This is a genomic window from Bacillus sp. FSL R5-0512, from assembly GCF_038593295.1.
Classification (GTDB): Bacteria; Bacillota; Bacilli; order Bacillales; family Bacillaceae; genus Bacillus; species Bacillus safensis.
The window spans coordinates 520,942-539,824 of sequence record NZ_CP151982.1; the positions used below are offsets into that span (position 1 = coordinate 520,942).

The following is an 18,883-nucleotide window of genomic DNA, read 5'->3' on the forward strand; positions in this document are numbered from 1 at the left end:
ATGATCAAACGTACAGTGAAACAAATCGCCCAAATGGCTGGTGGAACCCTATCTAATCAAGCTTTTGGCGAAGAACAGATTCACGGAGTGACAACAGATACACGAAAAGTATCAAACGGCGCCCTGTTTATCCCGCTTATCGGAGAACATTTTAACGGTCACACATTTGCTTCGAAAGCAGTGGAGCTTGGAGCATCAGCTGTACTTTGGAATCAAAAAGAAGCCAATCCGCCAGAAGGCGTTCCGGTAATTCTTGTAGAGGATACACTAGCTGCCCTTCAACAGCTGGCGAAATCATACTTAAAAGAAGAAAACCCTCGTGTTGTCGGTATTACAGGAAGTAATGGGAAAACCACAACGAAAGATATGATTCATTCCGTCTTGCAAACAGCGTATCGAGTTCATAAAACAAACGGTAACTTTAATAATCATATCGGTCTTCCGCTCACTATTCTTGCAATGCCTGAAGGAACAGATATTGCGGTTTTGGAGATGGGCATGAGTGCAAAAGGCGAAATCGAATTTTTATCAGATCTCGCTGAGCCGGATGCGGCAGTCATCACAAATATCGGGGAATCTCATATGCAAGATTTAGGATCAAGAGAAGCCATTGCTGATGCAAAATGTGAGATCGTAAAAGGGTTAAAAGAAGACGGCATCTTTTATTACTTAGGTGATGAGCCTTTGCTTCGCGAAAGAGCAAGTTCACTCTCTCAGCGTGTAAAAACCTTTGGAGAAGCAGAGGACTGTGATATCAAGGTAACGCACATCAACCAGCTTGCAGAAGGAACAGAATTTCAGGTCGAAGGGTATGCCCAGGGTTTTCTCATTCCTGTATTAGGGAAACATAATGTGAAGAATGCACTTGCTGCTATTGCTATAGGCCAGCATTTTGGGCTGAATGAAAGACAAATTGCCCAAGGACTGATGCAAACGAAGTTGACGGGGATGCGTCTTGAGCTGATTAAAACAGACAAAGGAATCACTGTCATCAATGATGCATATAATGCAAGTCCTACTTCTATGAAAGCAGCCATTGATCTTGTGGGAGATATGGACGGCTTCGCCAATCGTATTCTTGTACTTGGAGATATGCTCGAAATGGGCAGCGAAGAAGAAACGTATCATTATGAATTAGGCCGTTACATCAAGCCAGAATTTATTGATCATGTCATGACGTATGGCCGTCTAGGTGCATTCATTGCTGAAGGAGCGAAAAAATCATTCGGGGCTGAGCACGTCTTCTCCTTTATGGACAAAGAGGACCTGAAGAAAAAACTAGCTGAAGTGGCAGGGCCTGACGATGTTGTGCTTGTCAAAGCCTCACGCGGCATGAAATTGGAAGAAGTCATTACTGCACTATAAAAGTGAGAAGGTGACAGAATGATTGGCTGTTTATGTATCCACGGTTTTACGGGTGCCCCTTATGAAGTAGAACCGCTGGCGCAATATTTAAAACAGACGGCAGATTGGGAAGTGCAGTCTGTCACGCTTCCGGGGCATGGGGATGAGCTTCAGTTAAAAGGCATTCTTTATCAAGAATGGATAGCGACAGCTGAACTCGAACTTCTATCCCTTTATCGAACTTGTGACACCGTGTATTTGATCGGCTTTTCTATGGGCGGAATGATTGCTTCTTACTTAGCAGCGAAGTACCCAGTTGCCCGTCTCGTTCTATTAAGTGCTGCGGCTAAATATGTGAACCCAAAACAAATAATGCAAGACACAAGGCAGATGGTAAAGGAGTCCCTGTCAGGGATCATTGATACAAACCCTTTATATGATCGATATCGCCATAAGCTCACAAGCACGCCGCTGTCAGCTGCGATAGAGTTTGTGAAGCTGGTAAAGCAAACGAAGAATTCGCTTGAGAAGCTTCATCTGCCTGTGTTAATTGTTCAAGGTGAAAGCGACGGGATTGTGCCTGCTTCAAGTGCAGAATTTATTTATCATAAAGTCCCGTCTCGCCAGAAAGAAATGTTTTATTTGCCCGATTGTAAACATCATGTTTGTCATGAGCCATGTGCCCAGCAATTGTTTGAGAAAGTAGAACATTTTCTAAAAAAAGCAATTTAATCTATAGAAAAGCTAAAATGTGGCTAAACTAATATAAATTGAATCCCACTTGTTAAAATTTGCATCATTTTTGTCGAATGAGTGACAGGCATATGGTACAATAGGAAAGAAAAGGTGGTTGATTCGGTTGTTTCAATATGACGGAAAAACCTTTGTCCCGCAGTCTAATTCGAGTAACGGAGAAGTATCAGCAGGAACCATATTTCAATATCGTCAGGACGGGAATATATTAACGGGCACATATCAAGGCGGCAGTATTATATCTGGCGTACTTGTAGGAACTGTGAATGAGGATGGAACACTTCATTTTAGATATCACCATGTAAGCAAGGACGGCAGCATGAGAAGCGGGACTTGCAATTCTACTCCAAAGCAGCTGGATAACGGAAAAATTCAACTGTTTGAAAAGTGGAAATGGATGGACGGAGATCAAAGTGAAGGTGAATCTGTCATTGTAGAACAGTAGATATATCCATTTCTGTCTTGTTGAAAAACAAATAGGGTAATGGTAAGATATAAGGTAGGGTAATTCGGGCTTTGTATATAATGGACCTGTCCTTTCGGAAAAGGGCAGTTTTTAATGATCATTCACGAGATTACTGAAACAGCAATTAGAAGGAGTTTGAATAATTTGACTATAACGTTTCAAGATTTTCAATTAAGCGAAAGTCTCATGAAAGCTATTAACCGCATGGGATTTGAAGAAGCAACACCGATTCAAGCGGAAACAATTCCTCTCGGTCTTCAGAATAAAGATGTCATTGGACAAGCACAAACAGGTACAGGAAAAACTGCAGCATTTGGTATTCCTCTTGTAGAAAAAATTGACCCAGCTTCTCCAAACATCCAAGCGATTATCATTGCGCCAACAAGAGAATTAGCGATTCAAGTATCTGAAGAGCTATATAAAATCGGCCAAGACAAGCGTGCGCGCGTACTTCCGATTTACGGTGGACAAGATATCGGCCGCCAAATCCGTTCGCTCAAGAAAAATCCTCATATCATCGTAGGGACTCCAGGACGTTTACTCGATCACATTAACCGTCGTACAATGCGTCTTCAAAATGTTGAAACAGTTGTGCTTGATGAAGCAGACGAAATGTTAAACATGGGTTTCATTGAAGACATTGAATCGATCCTTTCAAATGTACCAAGTGAACACCAAACACTTTTATTCTCTGCGACAATGCCTGCACCAATTAAGCGCATTGCAGAGCGTTTTATGACAAACCCAGAACACGTAAAAGTAAAAGCGAAAGAAATGACAGTCTCTAACATCCAACAGTTCTATTTGGATATTCACGAGCGTAAAAAGTTTGATACATTGACTCGTCTTCTTGACATTCAATCACCTGAGCTTTCAATTGTCTTCGGCCGTACGAAACGCCGTGTTGACGAATTGACTGAAGCACTTAACCTTAGAGGTTATACAGCTGAAGGAATTCATGGTGACCTGACTCAAGCAAAACGTATGGTTGCGCTTCGTAAATTCAAAGAAGGTTCAATCGATGTGCTTGTAGCAACAGACGTTGCAGCACGTGGACTTGATATCTCAGGCGTCACACACGTGTATAACTTTGACGTACCGCAAGATCCAGAAAGCTACGTTCACCGTATTGGACGTACTGGACGTGCTGGACGTACAGGTATGGCGATGACATTCATCACACCACGTGAAAAAGATATGCTTCGTGCGATTGAGCAAACGACTAAACGTAAAATGGATCGTATGAAAGAACCAACACTAGATGAGGCAATCGAAGGACAACAGCAAGTAACCATTGATCGTCTGCGTACAATCATCAGTGAAAACAACTTGAACTTCTACATGACAGCTGCTGCTGAATTGTTGGAAGATCATGATTCTGTGACAGTGGTTGCAGCTGCGATCAAAATGATGACAAAAGAGCCGGATGCAACGCCTGTTCGTTTAACAGATGAAGCACCAATGATTTCAAAACGCAATCGTAACAACCGCAGCTCTTCTAAACGTAGAGACGGTGGCGGCGGAGGCGGCTATCGCGGGAAAGGCCGTTCATCTTACGGTGATAAAAAGCGTTCTTCAAATGACCGCAATCGTTCTTCTAACGATCGTCGTCAAAAGAAATCTTATAACAATTAATTCTAAAGCGAATCCTTTGCAGGGTTCGCTTTTTTTAACAGGCTGAAATTGAAACTTTTTAGGCTTTGTTACGTAATATATTGATAGAAAAGTAAGAGAATGGGGGAAGAATGTGAGAAAACAGCCGCAACGTCAAATTAGTTTAAATGGTTTAAAGGTATGGCGTCTTCAAAATGGAATTATCTCATTGATTTTTTTACTCATCATCATTGGGGTATTTGTTGCCAGCTACTATTTTCAATGGCCATATTGGATTGGAGCGATCCTTTCTGGTTTATGGGTCTTACAGGTCATATTTGGCATTTGGCTCATACCAAAAATCCGCCATCACATCTGGCGCTACGAAGTATTCGAAAATGAAATTGAAATACAGCATGGACTCATTCGCGTCACACGTGTAATTGTGCCGATGGTTCGTGTTCAGCATGTTGATACATCTCAAGGGCCGCTTTTAAGGCGCTACCGTTTGGCATCTGTTCAAATTTCGACTGCTGCCACAGTTCATGATATACCGGCGCTAGAATTAGAAGAGGCAGATGAGCTTCGTGATTACATATCTCGTTTAGCAAGGGTGACAGAAGATGATGTCTGAACCAAAACGTGTACATCCCATCTCGATGTTCATTGATTTTATATCAGATGCTGTATCCATGATCAAAAACTTCATTATCCCTTTTTTCGTGCTGATTTTTGTGAACTCGAATTCGAGCATTCGCTTTTATGCATTTATCATTCTTGGTGTGCTTCTTTTGTGGAAAGCCGTTTTTACCATTTTAGAATGGAGACGATTCACTTACCGGATGGAAGACGATGAATTTCGTGTGGAATCGGGTGTGATTACGAAAAAGAAAAAATATATCTCGTTAGAACGAATTCAAACGGTTAATACAAGTGAAGGCATTTTTCAGCGGATTTTCGGTTTAGTACGGGTCCAAATCGAAACGGCAGGCGGAACGGATGGTCCAGAAGTGAGCCTGACCGCGATTACAAAAGCAGAAGCGGAACAATTAAAGCAGTCGATTTTCAACCGGAAGAAAAGCTTGCAGGAAGAAGAAATGACGGATGAAGCGGGTGATCTGCCTGGCCATTTGACTGTGCAAAAACCTGTGCAGGAAGAAATCAATGTCTCCTATCGTATGGGTGTGCCAGAATTGCTTTTGGCTGCGACCACTTCAAGCGGTATCGGAGTCATTATATCCGGGTGTCTCGCCATCTACACGCAAATAGATGAAATTCTTCCTTTGGACGGGTTCTTCAAGCAGTTCTCTTTTTTAAGTCATGCGAGCGTTGAAATCTATGCGATTTTGATATTTCTTGCCGTATTGATCGCGTGGATCCTGAGTGTCGGGGTAACAGCACTTCAGTATGCGAATTTTGCTGCAAAACGAAAAGGGAATGACATCATCATTACAAGGGGGCTCATCGAGAGACATCAAATGACCATTCCACTTGCGAGAATTCAAGCAGTGAAAATCAAAGAGAATATGATCCGTGAGCCTTTTGGTTTTGCGACGGTGATGCTTGTTAGTGCGGGAGGTTCGATTACAGAGAAAGAAACCTCTTCCGTCTTATTTCCGCTCATTCGGAAGAAAAAAATAAATGAATTGCTGTCACAATTCACCGATCATTATCATGTAGCACCAGAAACAGAGCTGAAAAAAGTGCCAAAACGTTCGCTCAAGCGCTACCTGATCTCTTATGGCTTTGTGCCGTTACTTGTAGGTATCATCCTGTCGGTACGCTTTCCGCCATGGGGATATTTGGGACTCATTCCGTTACCGCTTGCTCTATTCTTTGGCTATTTAGCTTATAAACAATCAGGATATACAATCAAAGATTCATTGATTCAAATGACATCAAGAGGCATTGGCAAGACCACTGGCATTGTCTTGAGAAAACGAATGCAAAACTATACGATGACGCAATCTTTTTTCCAAAAGAAAGGCCGGGTCGCCAGTATTCACACCTTTGTGAAATCCTCTGCGCTGCTTGATTCCTTTGGTGTGCATCACCTTGAGGAAGAAGATGCGGCACGTGTATTTGATTGGTATTCGTATGAAAAAAATCAATCGTCTTAAACGAAAAATGTCGATCAGCTCCTGCTTGAGGAGTGATCGACATTTTTTATGAGATTAATAGCGTCTTTTTTTCGAATGGAAAAGCAGCGTAATCGGTGCTAGAATCATACCGCCGATCAATCCAAATAAGTGAGCCATGATATTGATGTTCGAATTGACGAACGTCATGATGACAGAAACAGCAAGAATCGTTAAAATCACTTGTGAATTCCCGCGGTCCATCATGTGCGGTTTAAACAGGACAAGGTATAGATAAACCCCAAACAAACCGAAGATCGCACCAGAAGCGCCAACATGTACATACTCTAAAGGCTCCACCCAATAGGTTCCGAGATTGCCAATGAATCCTGCACCGAGATAAATGATTAGAAATCGAACCTTCCCAAGCAAATGTTCAAGCGCTGGGGCGAACAAGAAAAGGGACATGGAATTGAATAAAATATGCGTGAGACTCCCGTGCAGAAAAATAGGTGTGACGAGACGCCACCATTCCCCAGCTGCTACACCATAATTGAAACCGACGAGATGATCCTGTCCAAGCTGTATAATAGGGATAGGAACCGCAAATATAAGCCACAGGCCGATTTGTAAAGCAAGGATCGCTGTTACGATTGGATACGATCTAATAAATTGTTGAAAGCTCTCCGTTCGAATAAACATAACAAACCCCTTTTGACTAGATAATGGTAAGTTTATAGTAACACGTTTATGAAGCGAACACTCAAATTAGTACGAGTATCATAGGAGGTACCTCATGATCAAAGGAATAGGCATTGATATTGTAGAGATCGACCGTCTTTCGCGGGTGCTCAGCAGACAGCCCCGTTTACCGGAACGAATTTTGACTTTAAGTGAACAGGACGTCTTTCTTACACTCAGTGAAAAAAGACAGCTGGAATTTTTGGCAGGACGCTTTGCGGCAAAGGAAGCCTTCGCTAAAGCATACGGAACGGGAATCGGTCAGCATTTAAGCTTTCATGACATAGACATTCAAAAAGACGATAAGGGGAAACCCTTCATCAAAAGCGAGAAAGCAGAGGGCGATCAGGTCCATGTGTCGATAACCCATACAAAGGAATATGCTGCTGCACAAGTTTTAATTGAAAGGTTGTCAAGCTAGTCTGCATATTGTTTGTCCCCCCTTCATATATTGGGTAGTGCGATAAGGAAGGGCGAGTTGCTAACAGGCTTTGATGGTTCGCGGTACGCAGTTAACTCTTGAGGCGTACTGTTAAAGTCAAACAAGCGGTTTCTTCCTTTTAACACAATTAACGAAGGGGTTGAAAAGGGTGAGAAAAAGCTTTGTTTTGCTTGTAACGGGAATCCTTTTTGTACTGATTCTCTCCGCATGCGGTCAAAAATCTCAGAAGGATATCGTTGGAGATTTAAACAAAAAGGCAGAGGAAATGACATCATACAAAGCCAAAGCAAAAATGACCATTGAGACAGGAAATGACCCGCAGGAGTACCAGGTAGAAATTTGGTACAAAAAGCCGGAGCTTTACCGTGTCTATTTAGAAAATCCGAAAAAGGATCAGAGTCAAGTCATTTTAAGAAATGGCAATGGTGTGTTTGTGCTGACACCTTCATTGAACAAGAGCTTCCGTTTCCATAGTGATTGGCCGAATAATAGCAGTCAGGTCTATTTATTCGAATCACTTGTGAAGGACATTAAAAATGACAGTGCAGCTCAGTTCAAAGCGAAAGAGTCAAAGTATGTGTTCGAAACGAAGACCAATTATCAGCACAACCAAATGCTGCCTACCCAAGAGATTACCTTTCATAAGAAAACAATGGCGCCTGCCAGTGTGAAAGTGCTGGATAGCGACAAAAAGCCAATGGTGAAAGTGGAATTCTCTCACTTTGAATTCAATAAATCCTTTGACAAAGATGCATTTGATGAGAAGAAAAACATGACACTCTCTCAAATGGATGTTGCCACAAGTGCAGACCCATCTGACAGCTTTGCGGTGAAAACACCAGTTGATATGCCAGAAGGCGTGAAGAAGATGGAAGAGAAAGAAATGACGACAGATGCTGGGAAGCGTTATGTAATTACGTACGGCGGCAAGAAATCCTTCACACTCATTCAGGAAAAAGCGCGAGTAGCTGAAGCATCTACGCCTGTCACGATGAACGGCGAGCCGGTCGATCTTGGTATGACAGTAGGGGTTCTGACAGATCAATCCCTCTCATGGACATCTGACGGGGTTGACTATTTAATTTCCTCAAGTGATTTATCGAAGGAAGAGCTTTTGATGGTCGCAAAGAGTGTAGAAGGCCAGTCAGCTAAATAGGCGAGAGCCTTAAAAAACAACATATCAGCCCTGTGCAAGGGCTGATTTTCTTTGATTTGTTTCACATTATTCTTGATTTTTAGTATCATATGAGGGGATTGAATCATTCAATAGGGAAGTGTGACTGATGGACACAAATGCCTTTTATAGAGACACATGGGCAGAAATTAATTTAACAGCAATCAAGCACAATGTTTCACATATGAAAGATCATATCGGTCAAAATGTTCAATTGATGGCTGTTGTGAAAGCCAATGCATATGGACATGGAGATATAGAAGTGGCAAGAGTTGCCCTCAAAGCAGGTGCAGACTTGTTAGCTGTAGCCTTTTTAGATGAGGCCATTTCTTTAAGAAATCAAGGCATTAAAGCACCGATTCTTGTACTCGGCGCAGTACCGCCGGAGTATGTCAAAACCGCTGTTCGATACAATGTGATCATGACCGCTTACTCCACCAGGTGGCTGAGGGAAATCGTCGATATGATGAAAGGGCAGATGGGACAACCCATTCGTTTTCATTTGAAAATAGACAGCGGAATGAACCGTTTAGGTGTGAAAACGTTAGAGGAAGTGAATGAAGTAAAGAAGCTTGTCAGCGAGCATTCTTATTTAAAGCTGGAAGGTGTATTTACTCACTTTGCGACAGCAGATGAAAAGGATGAGAACTATTTTGAGCGGCAAGTCGACACCTTTCAAACCCTGCTTCAGCCGCTTCATACGGAAAAGCTGCTCGTTCATTGTGCCAATAGTGCAGCAGGTTTGAGGTTTAAAGAAGTGTTGTTTAATATGGTTCGCTTCGGCATCAGTATGTACGGGCTGTCACCATCAGAGGAAATCAAAGATGAACTTCCTTTCAAGCTGGAAGAAGCCATGTCTCTTCATACAAAGCTTGCCCATGTGAAGCTCATTCAAAAGGGTGAGAGTGTCAGCTATGGGGCGACGTATACAGCTAATCAAGATACATGGATCGGTACGGTACCAGTCGGCTATGCAGACGGATGGATCCGGAAGCTGGCAGGCACGGAAGTACTTGTTGGCGGTAAGCGCCGGAAGATTGCCGGAAGGATATGTATGGATCAATTCATGGTTGAACTGAAAGAGAACCTTCCGGCAGGGGAGCCAGTCGTTTTGATTGGTGGACAAGGTGAAGAAATGGTATCAGTCGATGAAATTGCAAAAAGGCTTGAAACCATTAACTATGAAGTCACTTGCTCCATTGGCCAACGCGTCCCAAGAGTTTATATAGAGGACGGCAAAAGGGTGCATGTGCGGAATCCGCTTCTTCAAGGCGGGTCCAGCTTTTTCTAAACAGCTTTCACAGGAACGATCGTCAAACTGACATCGTTCCTTTTATTCTACAAAGAAGGGGTAAACATTCTCCCTTTTTTAGAGATTTTGGAAATACCGTATGATTTTCGGAAAAAAGCGTATAATGTGAAAGAAGAACTCCATTATCATCTTTGATTTACGGGTGAACAGCCGCTTCATGTTCTAATAAGAAATCATGAAAAAACAGCTTTGCTTGCGCATTGAATAATGGTATGATTAGTCTTGGAATGGATCGAAACGGTATCCGTAAGTTTTGTGGAGGTGTATGTTTTTTGTCTGAATCCAGCGCAACAAACGAAATGAAGATTCGACTACCGGAGGCTTTGATGTCTGAAATCGAACGAGTAGCAGAGCAGGATAAGGTAACAAGAAATGAATTGATCTACCGAGCGACAAAAACGTATATTCGTGAACGCAATATTCGACAAAATCGTGAATCGATGAGACGCGGCTACATGGAGATGGCGAAAATTAATCTGAATATCTCTTCAGAGGCACAATACGCAGAATTTGAGGCTGAGAATACAGTTGAGCGATTAGTCAGCGGGGGTTAAACATTTGATTGTTAAACGCGGTGATGTTTACTTTGCTGATTTATCTCCTGTTGTTGGCTCCGAGCAGGGCGGGGTTCGCCCAGTATTGGTGATTCAAAATGACATTGGAAATCGCTTCAGCCCGACTGCTATCGTTGCAGCCATAACAGCCCAAATACAAAAAGCGAAATTACCGACTCACGTCGAAATTGATGCAAAGCGCTACGGCTTTGAACGAGATTCTGTCATTCTCTTGGAGCAGATTCGTACAATCGATAAACAAAGATTGACAGATAAAATCACACATCTTGATGATGAGATGATGGAGAAGGTTGATGAAGCCTTACAAGTTAGTTTGGCTCTTATTGATTTTTAATATGGTGATACTTGGTTGCTCTGTTGGGAGCAACTTTTTTTGTGTTCAATTTTTATTAACGTTATAATGAAGAAAGACTAAAAGAAGTGCTGTTTATGTACGTAGGGGGTAAAACATGTCGAATCATATCGTGTTAGCTTTTGCAAGAGAGCATCGAGAGGAATTACAAAAAGAGTGGACGGACATTTTTAGACGACTCGGAGAAAAAGAAACGGACATGATGCTGAACGACAATATGTATGAAACCATCTGTTCGGAATATGTTCAATTAATCATTACATCTCTTTCAGAAGGGTATGCTGAAGATTTTGAAGAAAAAGTGCAAACTTTTGCTTTAAAAATTGTTCAAATGGGTATATCACTTAAGTTACTGGCAAATGGTCTAACAGAAATCCGTTCACATTTATATCACAAAATGAACGATGACAAAGATACAACAGAAGAAAGTCATGACCTCATCTGGCAAATTGATCGATTCATCACACCTATTCATAACGAGATCTTAAACCAGTATTCCATCTCATGGGAGAAAACAGTCAACCTTCAAAAAATCGCGCTGCAGGAACTTTCTGCCCCGCTGATTCCAGTATTTGAGCACATTACCGTCATGCCGCTTGTTGGAACAATTGACACAGAACGTGCCAAAAAAATTATGGAGAATCTGCTCAACGGTGTCGTCAAACATCGCTCACAAGTCGTCTTAATTGATATTACGGGTGTACCTGTCGTTGACACAATGGTAGCGCATCATATCATTCAAGCATCAGAGGCTGTGAGATTAGTAGGTGCGAAGTGCTTGCTTGTCGGTATTCGTCCAGAAATAGCCCAAACCATTGTGAACCTTGGAATTGATTTATCTCAAGTTACAACAAAGAATACCCTTCAAAAAGGAATTCAAACTGCTTTGGAAATGACAAATCGAAAAATTGTTTCATTGGAGGGATAACCCAGTGAGAAATCACCCGAAGATTCCAATCTTAAAACTATATAACTGTCTTCTGATTTCGATACAGTGGGAGCTTGATGATCAAACAGCTCTCCACTTTCAAGAAGACTTGCTGAATAAAATTCATGAAACAGGAGCAAACGGTGTTGTCATTGACCTCACATCCGTTGACATGATTGATTCCTTTATTGCAAAGGTATTAGGTGATGTGATCACGATGTCCAAGCTCATGGGGGCGAAAGTTGTATTAACAGGAATACAGCCGGCAGTCGCTGTGACGCTGATTGAACTTGGAATATCGCTTGAAGAAATTCAGACAGCACTAGATCTTGAACAAGGGCTTGAGACACTGAAGCGGGAATTGGGGGAATAGATATGAAAGACCAATCCTGTGTAAGAATATTGACGGAATGGGACATAGTCGCAGCAAGACAATTGGGGCGCAATGTTGCAAAAGAACTTGGATTTGGAACAGTTGACCAAGCAAGAATTACGACGGCCATTTCAGAATTAGCTCGAAACATCTATTTATACGCTGGTAAAGGTCAGATTTGTATAGAAGAAGTGATGGAGCGCGGAAAGCGTGGACTCAAAGTCATCGCAGCAGATGAGGGGCCGGGTATCATGGATATACGTAAAGTAATGGAAGACGGATTTTCAACATCAGGCGGACTCGGAGCAGGTCTTCCGGGCGTCAGACGGCTGATGGATGAATTTAAATTAGATTCTGCACCAGAACAAGGAACGGAGATACAAGCTGTTAAGTGGCTTCGCTAGGAGGGAAACCATGGATTTTAAGGAGGTAATGGAGCAGCGGTACCATCAGCTGCTCAGTCGTTATATCAGTGATTTAACTGAAACATCGCTTTATCAAGCTCAAAAATTTAGCCGTAAAACCATTGAGCATCAAATACCTCCTGAAGAAATAGTGAGTGTTCACCGAAAAGTGATTCAGGAGCTTTACCCTGATTTGCCGGAAGATGTTTTTCATTCACTAGACTTCTTAATTGAAGTCATGATTGGGTACGGACTTGCCTACCAAGAACATTTAACACTCAGAGGCATCCAGCAAGAAATAAAATCTGAAATTGAAATTGCTGCAAATGTTCAGCAAACCCTTCTGGAAACGAAAATTCCAGAAGGAGATACCTTTGATATTGGTGCAATTAGTGTACCGGCAAAACAGATGAGTGGAGATTATTACCACTTTGTAACAGATCACGATACAATCAATATCGCGATCGCAGATGTCATTGGAAAGGGAATCCCGGCTGCGCTCTGTATGTCGATGATTAAATATGCGATGGATTCCTTGCCAGAGTCAGGGAGCGGCCCAACAAAGGTGCTGAAAACCCTGAATCGTGTTGTCGAGCAAAACGTAGACCCAAGTATGTTTATCACGATGTTCTATGGCAGCTATAATAAAGAAACGCATGAGTTTAAATACGCATCGGCTGGTCATGAGCCGGGCTTTTTCTATTGCAAAAAAGAGAACACATTTTACGATTTAGACGCAAAAGGGCTTGTCCTTGGGATCGCACCAGAATTTGACTACAGACAGTACGAGAAGCATTTGGATGCAGGAGACATGGTGATCTTATTCTCTGATGGGGTCACAGAATCCAAGTCAGAGGATGGTTTCTTAGAGAGGGAGGACATCAAAACACTCATATCAGAGCACCTATCCTACTCAGCTCAAGAAATGGTGGATGCCATCTACGCCAGCTTACTCAAACTGCAGGATTTTCAGCTGCACGATGACTTTACTTTACTTGTTCTCAAAAGAAAGGTTTAGAAAGTGAACATGCGGGTATATAAAACTTTAGGAAACAAGAATTTCGAGGTGAATGCATAATGAATATGTCTGTAAAAGAGCATCAAATAGATCAAAAAACGAAAATCAGTGTCAGCGGTGAAATTGATGTGTACTCCGCTCCTGAGCTAAGAGAAACGCTCATGCCTAAAGCTGAGGCGGGAGAGCATCTTGAAATCTGTCTAAAGGATGTTACGTATATGGATAGTACAGGTTTAGGTGTATTCGTTGGGCTGTTTAAAGCGGCTCAAAAAGCAGGTGGCACATTAAAGCTTGAGAACTTGTCAGAACGGCTTGTAAGGTTGTTTGAAATCACTGGATTAAAGGACATCATTGACATTTCTGCAAAGTCAGAGGGTGGGGTACAATGAACGAATCAGTAGATCGAATCGAGATGAAAATACCGGCAAAACCAGAATATGTAGGCATCATTCGTTTGACTCTGTCAGGCGTAGCGAGCCGGATGGGATATGTCTATGAAGAAATTGAAGACTTAAAAATAGCCGTCAGTGAAGCCTGTACAAATGCAGTTCAGCATGCCTACAAAGGTGAAGACGGCGAAGATGGAGAGGTGGCTGTTCGCTTTCTTGTCTACGAGGATCGTCTAGAAATCATTGTCGCTGACAAAGGCGGTAGCTTTGACTTTAAGCAAAAACAGGAAGACCTGGGACCGTACACATCTGCTCATACGGTGGATCAATTGGCAGAAGGAGGTCTTGGTTTATACTTAATGCAAACATTGATGGATGAAGTCGAGGTGCAAGCAAACTCCGGAGTTACCGTGGCGATGACAAAGTTTTTAAACAGGGAGCGAGTTGACCATGACACAACCATCCAAAACTATGAAACTAACTAAAGATGAAGTAGACCGCCTCATCCAAAGCTATCAAACCAATCAAGACGAGCAGGCGCAGCTCACGCTGGTCGAATGCTATACAAACTTGGTTGATATGCTGGCGAAAAAATATTCTAAAGGAAAAAGCTTTCATGAGGACCTTAGACAAGTTGGAATGATAGGTTTACTTGGCGCCATTAAACGATACGACCCGCTCGTCGGTAAATCATTTGAAGCCTTTGCCATTCCAACCATCATCGGGGAAATCAAACGCTTTTTACGAGATAAGACATGGAGTGTCCATGTACCAAGGCGGATTAAAGAGCTTGGACCAAGAATCAAAATGGCAGTTGATCATTTGACAACAGAGACACAGAAATCACCTAAAGTCCAAGAAATTGCAGAATACTTAGATGTAACAGAAGAAGAAGTACTTGAAACCATGGAGATGGGCAAAAGCTATCAAGCGCTGTCTGTTGACCAAGGCGTAGAGGCTGATTCTGAAGGAAGTACTGTGACGATTTTAGACGTTGTCGGCTCACAGGAAGAGGGCTACGAACGTGTGAATCAAAAAATGATGCTTGAGAGTGTGCTTCATGTGCTGTCGGATAGAGAAAAAGAGATTATCAATCTGACTTACTTGCAAAATAAGAGTCAGAAAGAGACAGGCGATTTACTTGGCATATCTCAAATGCATGTATCGAGACTTCAGCGGAAGGCAGTGAAAAAACTGCGAGATGCATTATCAGAAGATGCGTCTATGGAGCTAGGGTAATGAAACAGATTGAACAGCATGAGCATGTAAACGCCATTATCTATCAATCGAATAAAGAAGGAAAACCATGCTGCGGGGACAGTTTTTTTATTAAAGCAGATGATGAAGAACTAATTTGTGCTGTAGCAGACGGATTAGGCAGCGGCCAGTACGCCAATGAATCATCTTCTTTAGTCAGCGAAATTGTCGAAGAATATGGACATGAGGATGTGGCGGCCCTCATCGACAGATGCAATCAGGCTATGAAAAATAAACGCGGGGCCACTGTGGCCATATTAAAGGTGAATTTTTCCCAGCAGCAATTTACCTATTGTTCGGTTGGCAATATTCGGTTTATCTTGAATGCACCTTCTGGCGACTATATTTATCCACTTCCGACATCAGGATACTTATCAGGGAAACCTAGAAAATATAAAACATACACCTATTCCTACGAAAAAGGATCGATATTCATTATGTATTCAGACGGACTGAATGTGCCAAACATGCGCATGTGTTTAAAGCATGGACATTCAGTTGAAGACATCGCCAAACAGCTTGAAACATACACACAAGACAAAAAGGACGATCTCACCTATGTACTTGGTCAGCTCACGTAAAATAGCTGACCTTTTTTCTGTTTTGCCGGTTTTTTTGATACACTAAAAGAGAAGACACAGTGAGAGGATGCAAAGTATGAAGACATCTGACTTTTTATTGAAACAAATTGCGGCAGAATTAAAGCTTTCAACAAAACAAATTGAAAGTGTGATCAAGCTCTTAGAGGATGGCAACACCGTCCCCTTTATTGCCCGTTATCGGAAAGAGCAGACAGGCTCACTGGATGAGGTGCAAATTCAAACCATTTCAGAGCGCTATACATATATCCAAAATGTCACGAACCGAAAAGAAGAAGTCATTCGCTTAATTGCTGAACAAGACAAACTAACCGATGAATTAAAACAGAAAATTGAGCAGGCTCATAAACTGCAAGAGGTCGAAGATTTATACAGGCCATTCAAACAAAAGCGCAAAACAAAGGCGAATGTAGCCAAAGCAAAAGGGCTGGAGCCGCTGGCGGAATATTTACTCACGCTGCCAAGCGATCAGGTCGAGAAGAAAGCAGCTGCTTTTATTAACGAAGAAAAAGAAGTGACAAATGTAGAAGAGGCACTTGAGGGTGCGCAGCACATCATTGCTGAACAGCTGGCAGATGATCCAGATATGCGAAAATGGATTCGCAGTGAAACGTACCAAAAGGGCAGTCTGATCACATCAGGAAAAGACGTCGAAAGCGATGAGAAAAACGTCTATGAAATGTATTACGATTATCAAGAGCCAATCAAAAAGATTGTTCCGCACCGTGTACTAGCGGTCAACCGCGGGGAGAAAGAAGGCATTTTAAAGGCAGCCATCGAACCACCTGCTGAAAATATTCGCTTCTATCTCGACAAACAAGTTCTAAAAGGCAGACAGACGACGGCGAGACCGTTTATTGAAGCGGCAATCGATGATGCGTATAAACGCCTCATTCAGCCTTCCATCGAACGAGAAATAAGAAAAGAGCTGACAGAAAAAGCAGAGGAACAAGCGATTCATATTTTTGCTGAAAACTTAAGAAAACTGCTGCTTCAGCCGCCGATGAAAGGGAAGCGTGTACTTGGAGTCGACCCTGCATTTCGGACAGGCTGTAAATTAGCTGTCGTGGATGATACAGGCAAAGTCCACCATATTGGCGTCATTTATCCGCATCCGCCCGTGCAGAAAAAAGCGGAAGCGAAACAAAAAGTGAAAGAGATCATTCAATCATCAAACATCGAAGTCATTGCGATTGGAAACGGAACAGCTTCAAGAGAGACAGAACAATTCATTGCAGACTTGATTCAAGAGCTGGATCAGCCGGTGTCCTATTTGATCGTGAATGAAGCAGGAGCAAGTGTTTACTCCGCATCAGCGCTGGCACGAGAAGAGTTTCCAGATCTGCAAGTCGAAGAACGAAGCGCCATCTCAATCGCTAGAAGATTACAAGATCCTTTAGCAGAGCTCGTGAAAATTGATCCGAAGTCTGTCGGTGTGGGCCAATACCAGCATGACGTGAGTCAAAAGCAATTAAACAGCTCGTTAACCTTCGTTGTTGAGACAGTCGTCAACCAAGTCGGTGTGAACGTCAATACAGCCTCACAGGCGCTGCTGCAATACGTATCAGGCCTTTCAAAAGCCGTTGCAGGGAATATCATCAAGCGCCGCGAAGAGATTGGGAGATTCACAAGCAGAAAAGAATTGAAGGATATTCCAAGGCTCGGTGCTAAGACATATGAGCAGTGTATCGGTTTCCTTCGCATTACAGATGGACAAGACCCGCTTGATCGTACAGGTATTCACCCTGAGAGCTATAAAGAAACAAAACAGTTTTTACGCATGATCAACATGACGCCAGACGATCTTGGCACAGAGCAGTTAAAAGAGAAGATTGCTGAAGTTAAACTGGACGAAGCAGCCCAGCAGCTGGACATTGGGACCATTACACTTCGAGATATCATTGATCAGCTGACAAGACCTGAGCGTGATCCGCGGGATGAAGTGCCAAAACCGCTGCTCAAAACAGATGTGTTGAAATTGGAAGACTTGAAGCAAGGAATGGAGCTGCAAGGAACGGTGAGAAACGTTGTAGACTTCGGCGCATTCGTTGATATAGGAGTAAAGCAGGATGGGCTTGTGCATATTTCTAAGCTAAGCAACCGTTTTGTGAAGCATCCGCTTGATGTTGTATCAGTTGGTGACATTGTGACCGTATGGGTGGACTCCGTTGACCAAGCAAAAGGCCGCGTTGCCCTCACCATGCTGAAACCAGAGTAAACAAAAAAACGAGGCGCACCTTAGGATGGGGTGTGCCTTGATGTGACTGAATGTTTTTTTCTATAGAAGTACCAGCATTGATTCAGCAATTTGATTTGATAATGATTTTTCTCATAAAATGCCTTCTGCATCTGATTTTTCAGCCAGTTGGGCATCGCCCATTCCTCCTTTGGTCGAAACAGTGGATGTACCTTCAATGTATGCATAGGGGAAATTGTCCCGTTCGAGGTTTTTATAGAAAGGAACGATCTGATTGAACGAGAAAGAGCTACAGCAGTTAACAGAGCACATTTCCCAGCAGTTCTTTGGCAAGACATTCCGCCATCAGGCTGTTTTTAATGACCGGTTAAAAACGACAGGCGGGCGATATTTACTTGGTACACACAACATTGAACTAAACCGCCGATACCTAGAGGAGCATGGACGAGAAGAATTAATCGGAATCATCAAGCATGAGCTGTGTCATTATCATCTGCATCTTGAAGGAAAGGGCTATCAGCATCGCGACCGTGATTTTAAAGCGTTATTAAAGCAAGTAGGAGCCCCGCGTTTTTGTACACCGCTAAAGACCGTACAAAATAAGCGCCGTGCGGGGAAACGCCATGAATATATTTGCACAGGATGCGGCCGGTCTTTTATAAGGAAAAGACGGTTTGATACCTCTCGTTATGTATGCGGCGTCTGCAAAGGAAAATTAAAGTGGCTGCGCACAATCGATTCATTGTGATAAGCATTCCTCTAAGGGGATGCTTTTTTTGTTCCAATAGATGTGTGGACATATTGAGACAAAAAGAGACGCATGTCTCATTTTGTCTCTTTTTTCATCAGTGTGATTCGGTCAAAACCTAAGTGTTCATGTGTCTTCAT

At 42.6% G+C, this 18,883-nt stretch carries 23 protein-coding genes; 21 read left to right on the forward strand and 2 right to left on the reverse strand.

The features are described 5' to 3' along the window. The 6 genes from murF to NSQ25_RS02515 all read left to right on the forward strand — a co-directional run bounded on the left by murF (position 1) and on the right by NSQ25_RS02515 (position 6,276). The gene (gene murF, locus NSQ25_RS02490; RefSeq protein WP_070326711.1) at positions 1–1,365 is read left to right on the forward strand and encodes a UDP-N-acetylmuramoyl-tripeptide--D-alanyl-D-alanine ligase; all 1,365 of its coding nucleotides are present in this window, start codon (positions 1–3) and stop codon (positions 1,363–1,365) included. Between the two features lie 18 nt (positions 1,366–1,383). Beyond that, positions 1,384–2,076 carry an alpha/beta fold hydrolase gene (locus tag NSQ25_RS02495; RefSeq protein ID WP_070326712.1) on the forward strand — a complete coding sequence of 231 codons (693 nt, stop codon included), beginning with the start codon at positions 1,384–1,386 and terminating at the stop codon, positions 2,074–2,076. Positions 2,077–2,203: 127 nt separating this feature from the next. Next, entirely contained in the window at positions 2,204–2,542 is a 339-nt protein-coding gene (locus NSQ25_RS02500; RefSeq protein ID WP_034283957.1) for a glutamate synthase, read from the forward strand. A gap of 165 nt (positions 2,543–2,707) precedes the next feature. Next, positions 2,708–4,198, forward strand: coding sequence for a DEAD/DEAH box helicase (locus NSQ25_RS02505; RefSeq protein ID WP_061110633.1), 1,491 nt, complete (start codon positions 2,708–2,710; stop codon positions 4,196–4,198). A gap of 112 nt (positions 4,199–4,310) precedes the next feature. Further along, the gene (locus tag NSQ25_RS02510) at positions 4,311–4,790 is read left to right on the forward strand and encodes a PH domain-containing protein (protein WP_024425383.1); all 480 of its coding nucleotides are present in this window, start codon (positions 4,311–4,313) and stop codon (positions 4,788–4,790) included. After that, on the forward strand, positions 4,780–6,276 hold the full coding sequence (locus NSQ25_RS02515; protein WP_061110632.1) for a PH domain-containing protein: 1,497 nt from the start codon (positions 4,780–4,782) through the stop codon (positions 6,274–6,276). The genes NSQ25_RS02510 and NSQ25_RS02515 overlap by 11 nt, the downstream gene beginning before the upstream one ends. 54 nt (positions 6,277–6,330) lie before the next feature. Here the strand turns inward: NSQ25_RS02515 and NSQ25_RS02520 are convergent, their stop codons facing one another. Beyond that, positions 6,331–6,936: a rhomboid family intramembrane serine protease gene (locus NSQ25_RS02520; protein WP_041116754.1), complete on the reverse strand. Its 606-nt coding sequence runs from the start codon at positions 6,934–6,936 to the stop codon at positions 6,331–6,333. A gap of 94 nt (positions 6,937–7,030) precedes the next feature. Between NSQ25_RS02520 and acpS the strand changes: the two genes are divergently transcribed. The 14 genes from acpS to NSQ25_RS02590 all read left to right on the forward strand — a co-directional run bounded on the left by acpS (position 7,031) and on the right by NSQ25_RS02590 (position 18,016). After that, positions 7,031–7,396 carry a holo-ACP synthase gene (gene acpS, locus NSQ25_RS02525; RefSeq protein WP_041116756.1) on the forward strand — a complete coding sequence of 122 codons (366 nt, stop codon included), beginning with the start codon at positions 7,031–7,033 and terminating at the stop codon, positions 7,394–7,396. 160 nt (positions 7,397–7,556) lie between these two features. Beyond that, positions 7,557–8,573 carry an outer membrane lipoprotein-sorting protein gene (locus tag NSQ25_RS02530; RefSeq protein ID WP_098677666.1) on the forward strand — a complete coding sequence of 339 codons (1,017 nt, stop codon included), beginning with the start codon at positions 7,557–7,559 and terminating at the stop codon, positions 8,571–8,573. A 127-nt stretch (positions 8,574–8,700) separates the two neighbouring features. Beyond that, on the forward strand, positions 8,701–9,882 hold the full coding sequence (alr, locus tag NSQ25_RS02535) for an alanine racemase (RefSeq protein ID WP_070326713.1): 1,182 nt from the start codon (positions 8,701–8,703) through the stop codon (positions 9,880–9,882). Between the two features lie 293 nt (positions 9,883–10,175). Beyond that, positions 10,176–10,457 (forward strand): hypothetical protein, encoded by a 282-nt coding sequence (locus NSQ25_RS02540; protein ID WP_003214273.1) that lies wholly within the window; start codon positions 10,176–10,178, stop codon positions 10,455–10,457. A 4-nt stretch (positions 10,458–10,461) separates the two neighbouring features. After that, on the forward strand, positions 10,462–10,812 hold the full coding sequence (ndoA, locus tag NSQ25_RS02545) for a type II toxin-antitoxin system endoribonuclease NdoA (RefSeq protein WP_024425388.1): 351 nt from the start codon (positions 10,462–10,464) through the stop codon (positions 10,810–10,812). A 115-nt stretch (positions 10,813–10,927) separates the two neighbouring features. After that, entirely contained in the window at positions 10,928–11,758 is an 831-nt protein-coding gene (locus NSQ25_RS02550; protein ID WP_034283948.1) for an RsbT co-antagonist protein RsbRA, read from the forward strand. A 4-nt stretch (positions 11,759–11,762) separates the two neighbouring features. Continuing rightward, complete coding sequence (gene rsbS / locus NSQ25_RS02555; RefSeq protein WP_003214235.1) at positions 11,763–12,131, forward strand: RsbT antagonist protein RsbS; 369 nt, start codon at positions 11,763–11,765, stop codon at positions 12,129–12,131. A gap of 2 nt (positions 12,132–12,133) precedes the next feature. Continuing rightward, complete coding sequence (locus NSQ25_RS02560; protein WP_024427376.1) at positions 12,134–12,535, forward strand: anti-sigma regulatory factor; 402 nt, start codon at positions 12,134–12,136, stop codon at positions 12,533–12,535. 10 nt (positions 12,536–12,545) lie between these two features. After that, a complete protein-coding gene (locus NSQ25_RS02565) occupies positions 12,546–13,553 on the forward strand; it encodes a PP2C family protein-serine/threonine phosphatase (RefSeq protein WP_024427377.1) in 1,008 nt (335 codons plus the stop codon). A gap of 59 nt (positions 13,554–13,612) precedes the next feature. Beyond that, positions 13,613–13,942 carry an anti-sigma factor antagonist gene (locus NSQ25_RS02570; RefSeq protein WP_024425392.1) on the forward strand — a complete coding sequence of 110 codons (330 nt, stop codon included), beginning with the start codon at positions 13,613–13,615 and terminating at the stop codon, positions 13,940–13,942. Next, positions 13,939–14,427, forward strand: coding sequence for an anti-sigma B factor RsbW (gene rsbW, locus NSQ25_RS02575; RefSeq protein ID WP_034283945.1), 489 nt, complete (start codon positions 13,939–13,941; stop codon positions 14,425–14,427). Before NSQ25_RS02570 ends, rsbW begins: the two co-directional genes overlap by 4 nt. Further along, positions 14,393–15,181, forward strand: coding sequence for an RNA polymerase sigma factor SigB (gene sigB, locus NSQ25_RS02580; protein ID WP_024427378.1), 789 nt, complete (start codon positions 14,393–14,395; stop codon positions 15,179–15,181). The genes rsbW and sigB overlap by 35 nt, the downstream gene beginning before the upstream one ends. After that, entirely contained in the window at positions 15,181–15,780 is a 600-nt protein-coding gene (locus NSQ25_RS02585) for a PP2C family serine/threonine-protein phosphatase (protein ID WP_034283944.1), read from the forward strand. Before sigB ends, NSQ25_RS02585 begins: the two co-directional genes overlap by 1 nt. A gap of 76 nt (positions 15,781–15,856) precedes the next feature. Next, positions 15,857–18,016 carry a Tex family protein gene (locus NSQ25_RS02590; protein WP_326136031.1) on the forward strand — a complete coding sequence of 720 codons (2,160 nt, stop codon included), beginning with the start codon at positions 15,857–15,859 and terminating at the stop codon, positions 18,014–18,016. A 20-nt stretch (positions 18,017–18,036) separates the two neighbouring features. Here NSQ25_RS02590 and cmpA read toward each other — a convergent pair whose 3' ends face one another. Then, complete coding sequence (cmpA, locus tag NSQ25_RS02595; protein ID WP_008346893.1) at positions 18,037–18,171, reverse strand: cortex morphogenetic protein CmpA; 135 nt, start codon at positions 18,169–18,171, stop codon at positions 18,037–18,039. 98 nt (positions 18,172–18,269) lie between these two features. Here cmpA and NSQ25_RS02600 point away from each other — a divergent pair, with 98 nt between their 5' ends. After that, on the forward strand, positions 18,270–18,743 hold the full coding sequence (locus NSQ25_RS02600; RefSeq protein ID WP_046313976.1) for a SprT family protein: 474 nt from the start codon (positions 18,270–18,272) through the stop codon (positions 18,741–18,743). Positions 18,744–18,883: the final 140 nt, after the last annotated feature.

What these genes read in the sequence shown, in the direction of transcription:
- murF (WP_070326711.1), top strand. Translation starts at nt 1, where the DNA reads ATGATCAAACGTACAGTGAAACAAATCGCCCAAATGGCTGGTGGAACC.
- NSQ25_RS02495 (WP_070326712.1), top strand. Translation starts at nt 1,384, where the DNA reads ATGATTGGCTGTTTATGTATCCACGGTTTTACGGGTGCCCCTTATGAA.
- NSQ25_RS02515 (WP_061110632.1), top strand. Translation starts at nt 4,780, where the DNA reads ATGATGTCTGAACCAAAACGTGTACATCCCATCTCGATGTTCATTGAT.
- NSQ25_RS02520 (WP_041116754.1), bottom strand. Translation starts at nt 6,936, where the DNA reads ATGTTTATTCGAACGGAGAGCTTTCAACAATTTATTAGATCGTATCCA.
- acpS (WP_041116756.1), top strand. Translation starts at nt 7,031, where the DNA reads ATGATCAAAGGAATAGGCATTGATATTGTAGAGATCGACCGTCTTTCG.
- alr (WP_070326713.1), top strand. Translation starts at nt 8,701, where the DNA reads ATGGACACAAATGCCTTTTATAGAGACACATGGGCAGAAATTAATTTA.
- NSQ25_RS02550 (WP_034283948.1), top strand. Translation starts at nt 10,928, where the DNA reads ATGTCGAATCATATCGTGTTAGCTTTTGCAAGAGAGCATCGAGAGGAA.
- NSQ25_RS02560 (WP_024427376.1), top strand. Translation starts at nt 12,134, where the DNA reads ATGAAAGACCAATCCTGTGTAAGAATATTGACGGAATGGGACATAGTC.
- NSQ25_RS02565 (WP_024427377.1), top strand. Translation starts at nt 12,546, where the DNA reads ATGGATTTTAAGGAGGTAATGGAGCAGCGGTACCATCAGCTGCTCAGT.
- NSQ25_RS02570 (WP_024425392.1), top strand. Translation starts at nt 13,613, where the DNA reads ATGAATATGTCTGTAAAAGAGCATCAAATAGATCAAAAAACGAAAATC.
- rsbW (WP_034283945.1), top strand. Translation starts at nt 13,939, where the DNA reads ATGAACGAATCAGTAGATCGAATCGAGATGAAAATACCGGCAAAACCA.
- sigB (WP_024427378.1), top strand. Translation starts at nt 14,393, where the DNA reads ATGACACAACCATCCAAAACTATGAAACTAACTAAAGATGAAGTAGAC.
- NSQ25_RS02585 (WP_034283944.1), top strand. Translation starts at nt 15,181, where the DNA reads ATGAAACAGATTGAACAGCATGAGCATGTAAACGCCATTATCTATCAA.
- NSQ25_RS02590 (WP_326136031.1), top strand. Translation starts at nt 15,857, where the DNA reads ATGAAGACATCTGACTTTTTATTGAAACAAATTGCGGCAGAATTAAAG.
- cmpA (WP_008346893.1), bottom strand. Translation starts at nt 18,171, where the DNA reads ATGCCCAACTGGCTGAAAAATCAGATGCAGAAGGCATTTTATGAGAAA.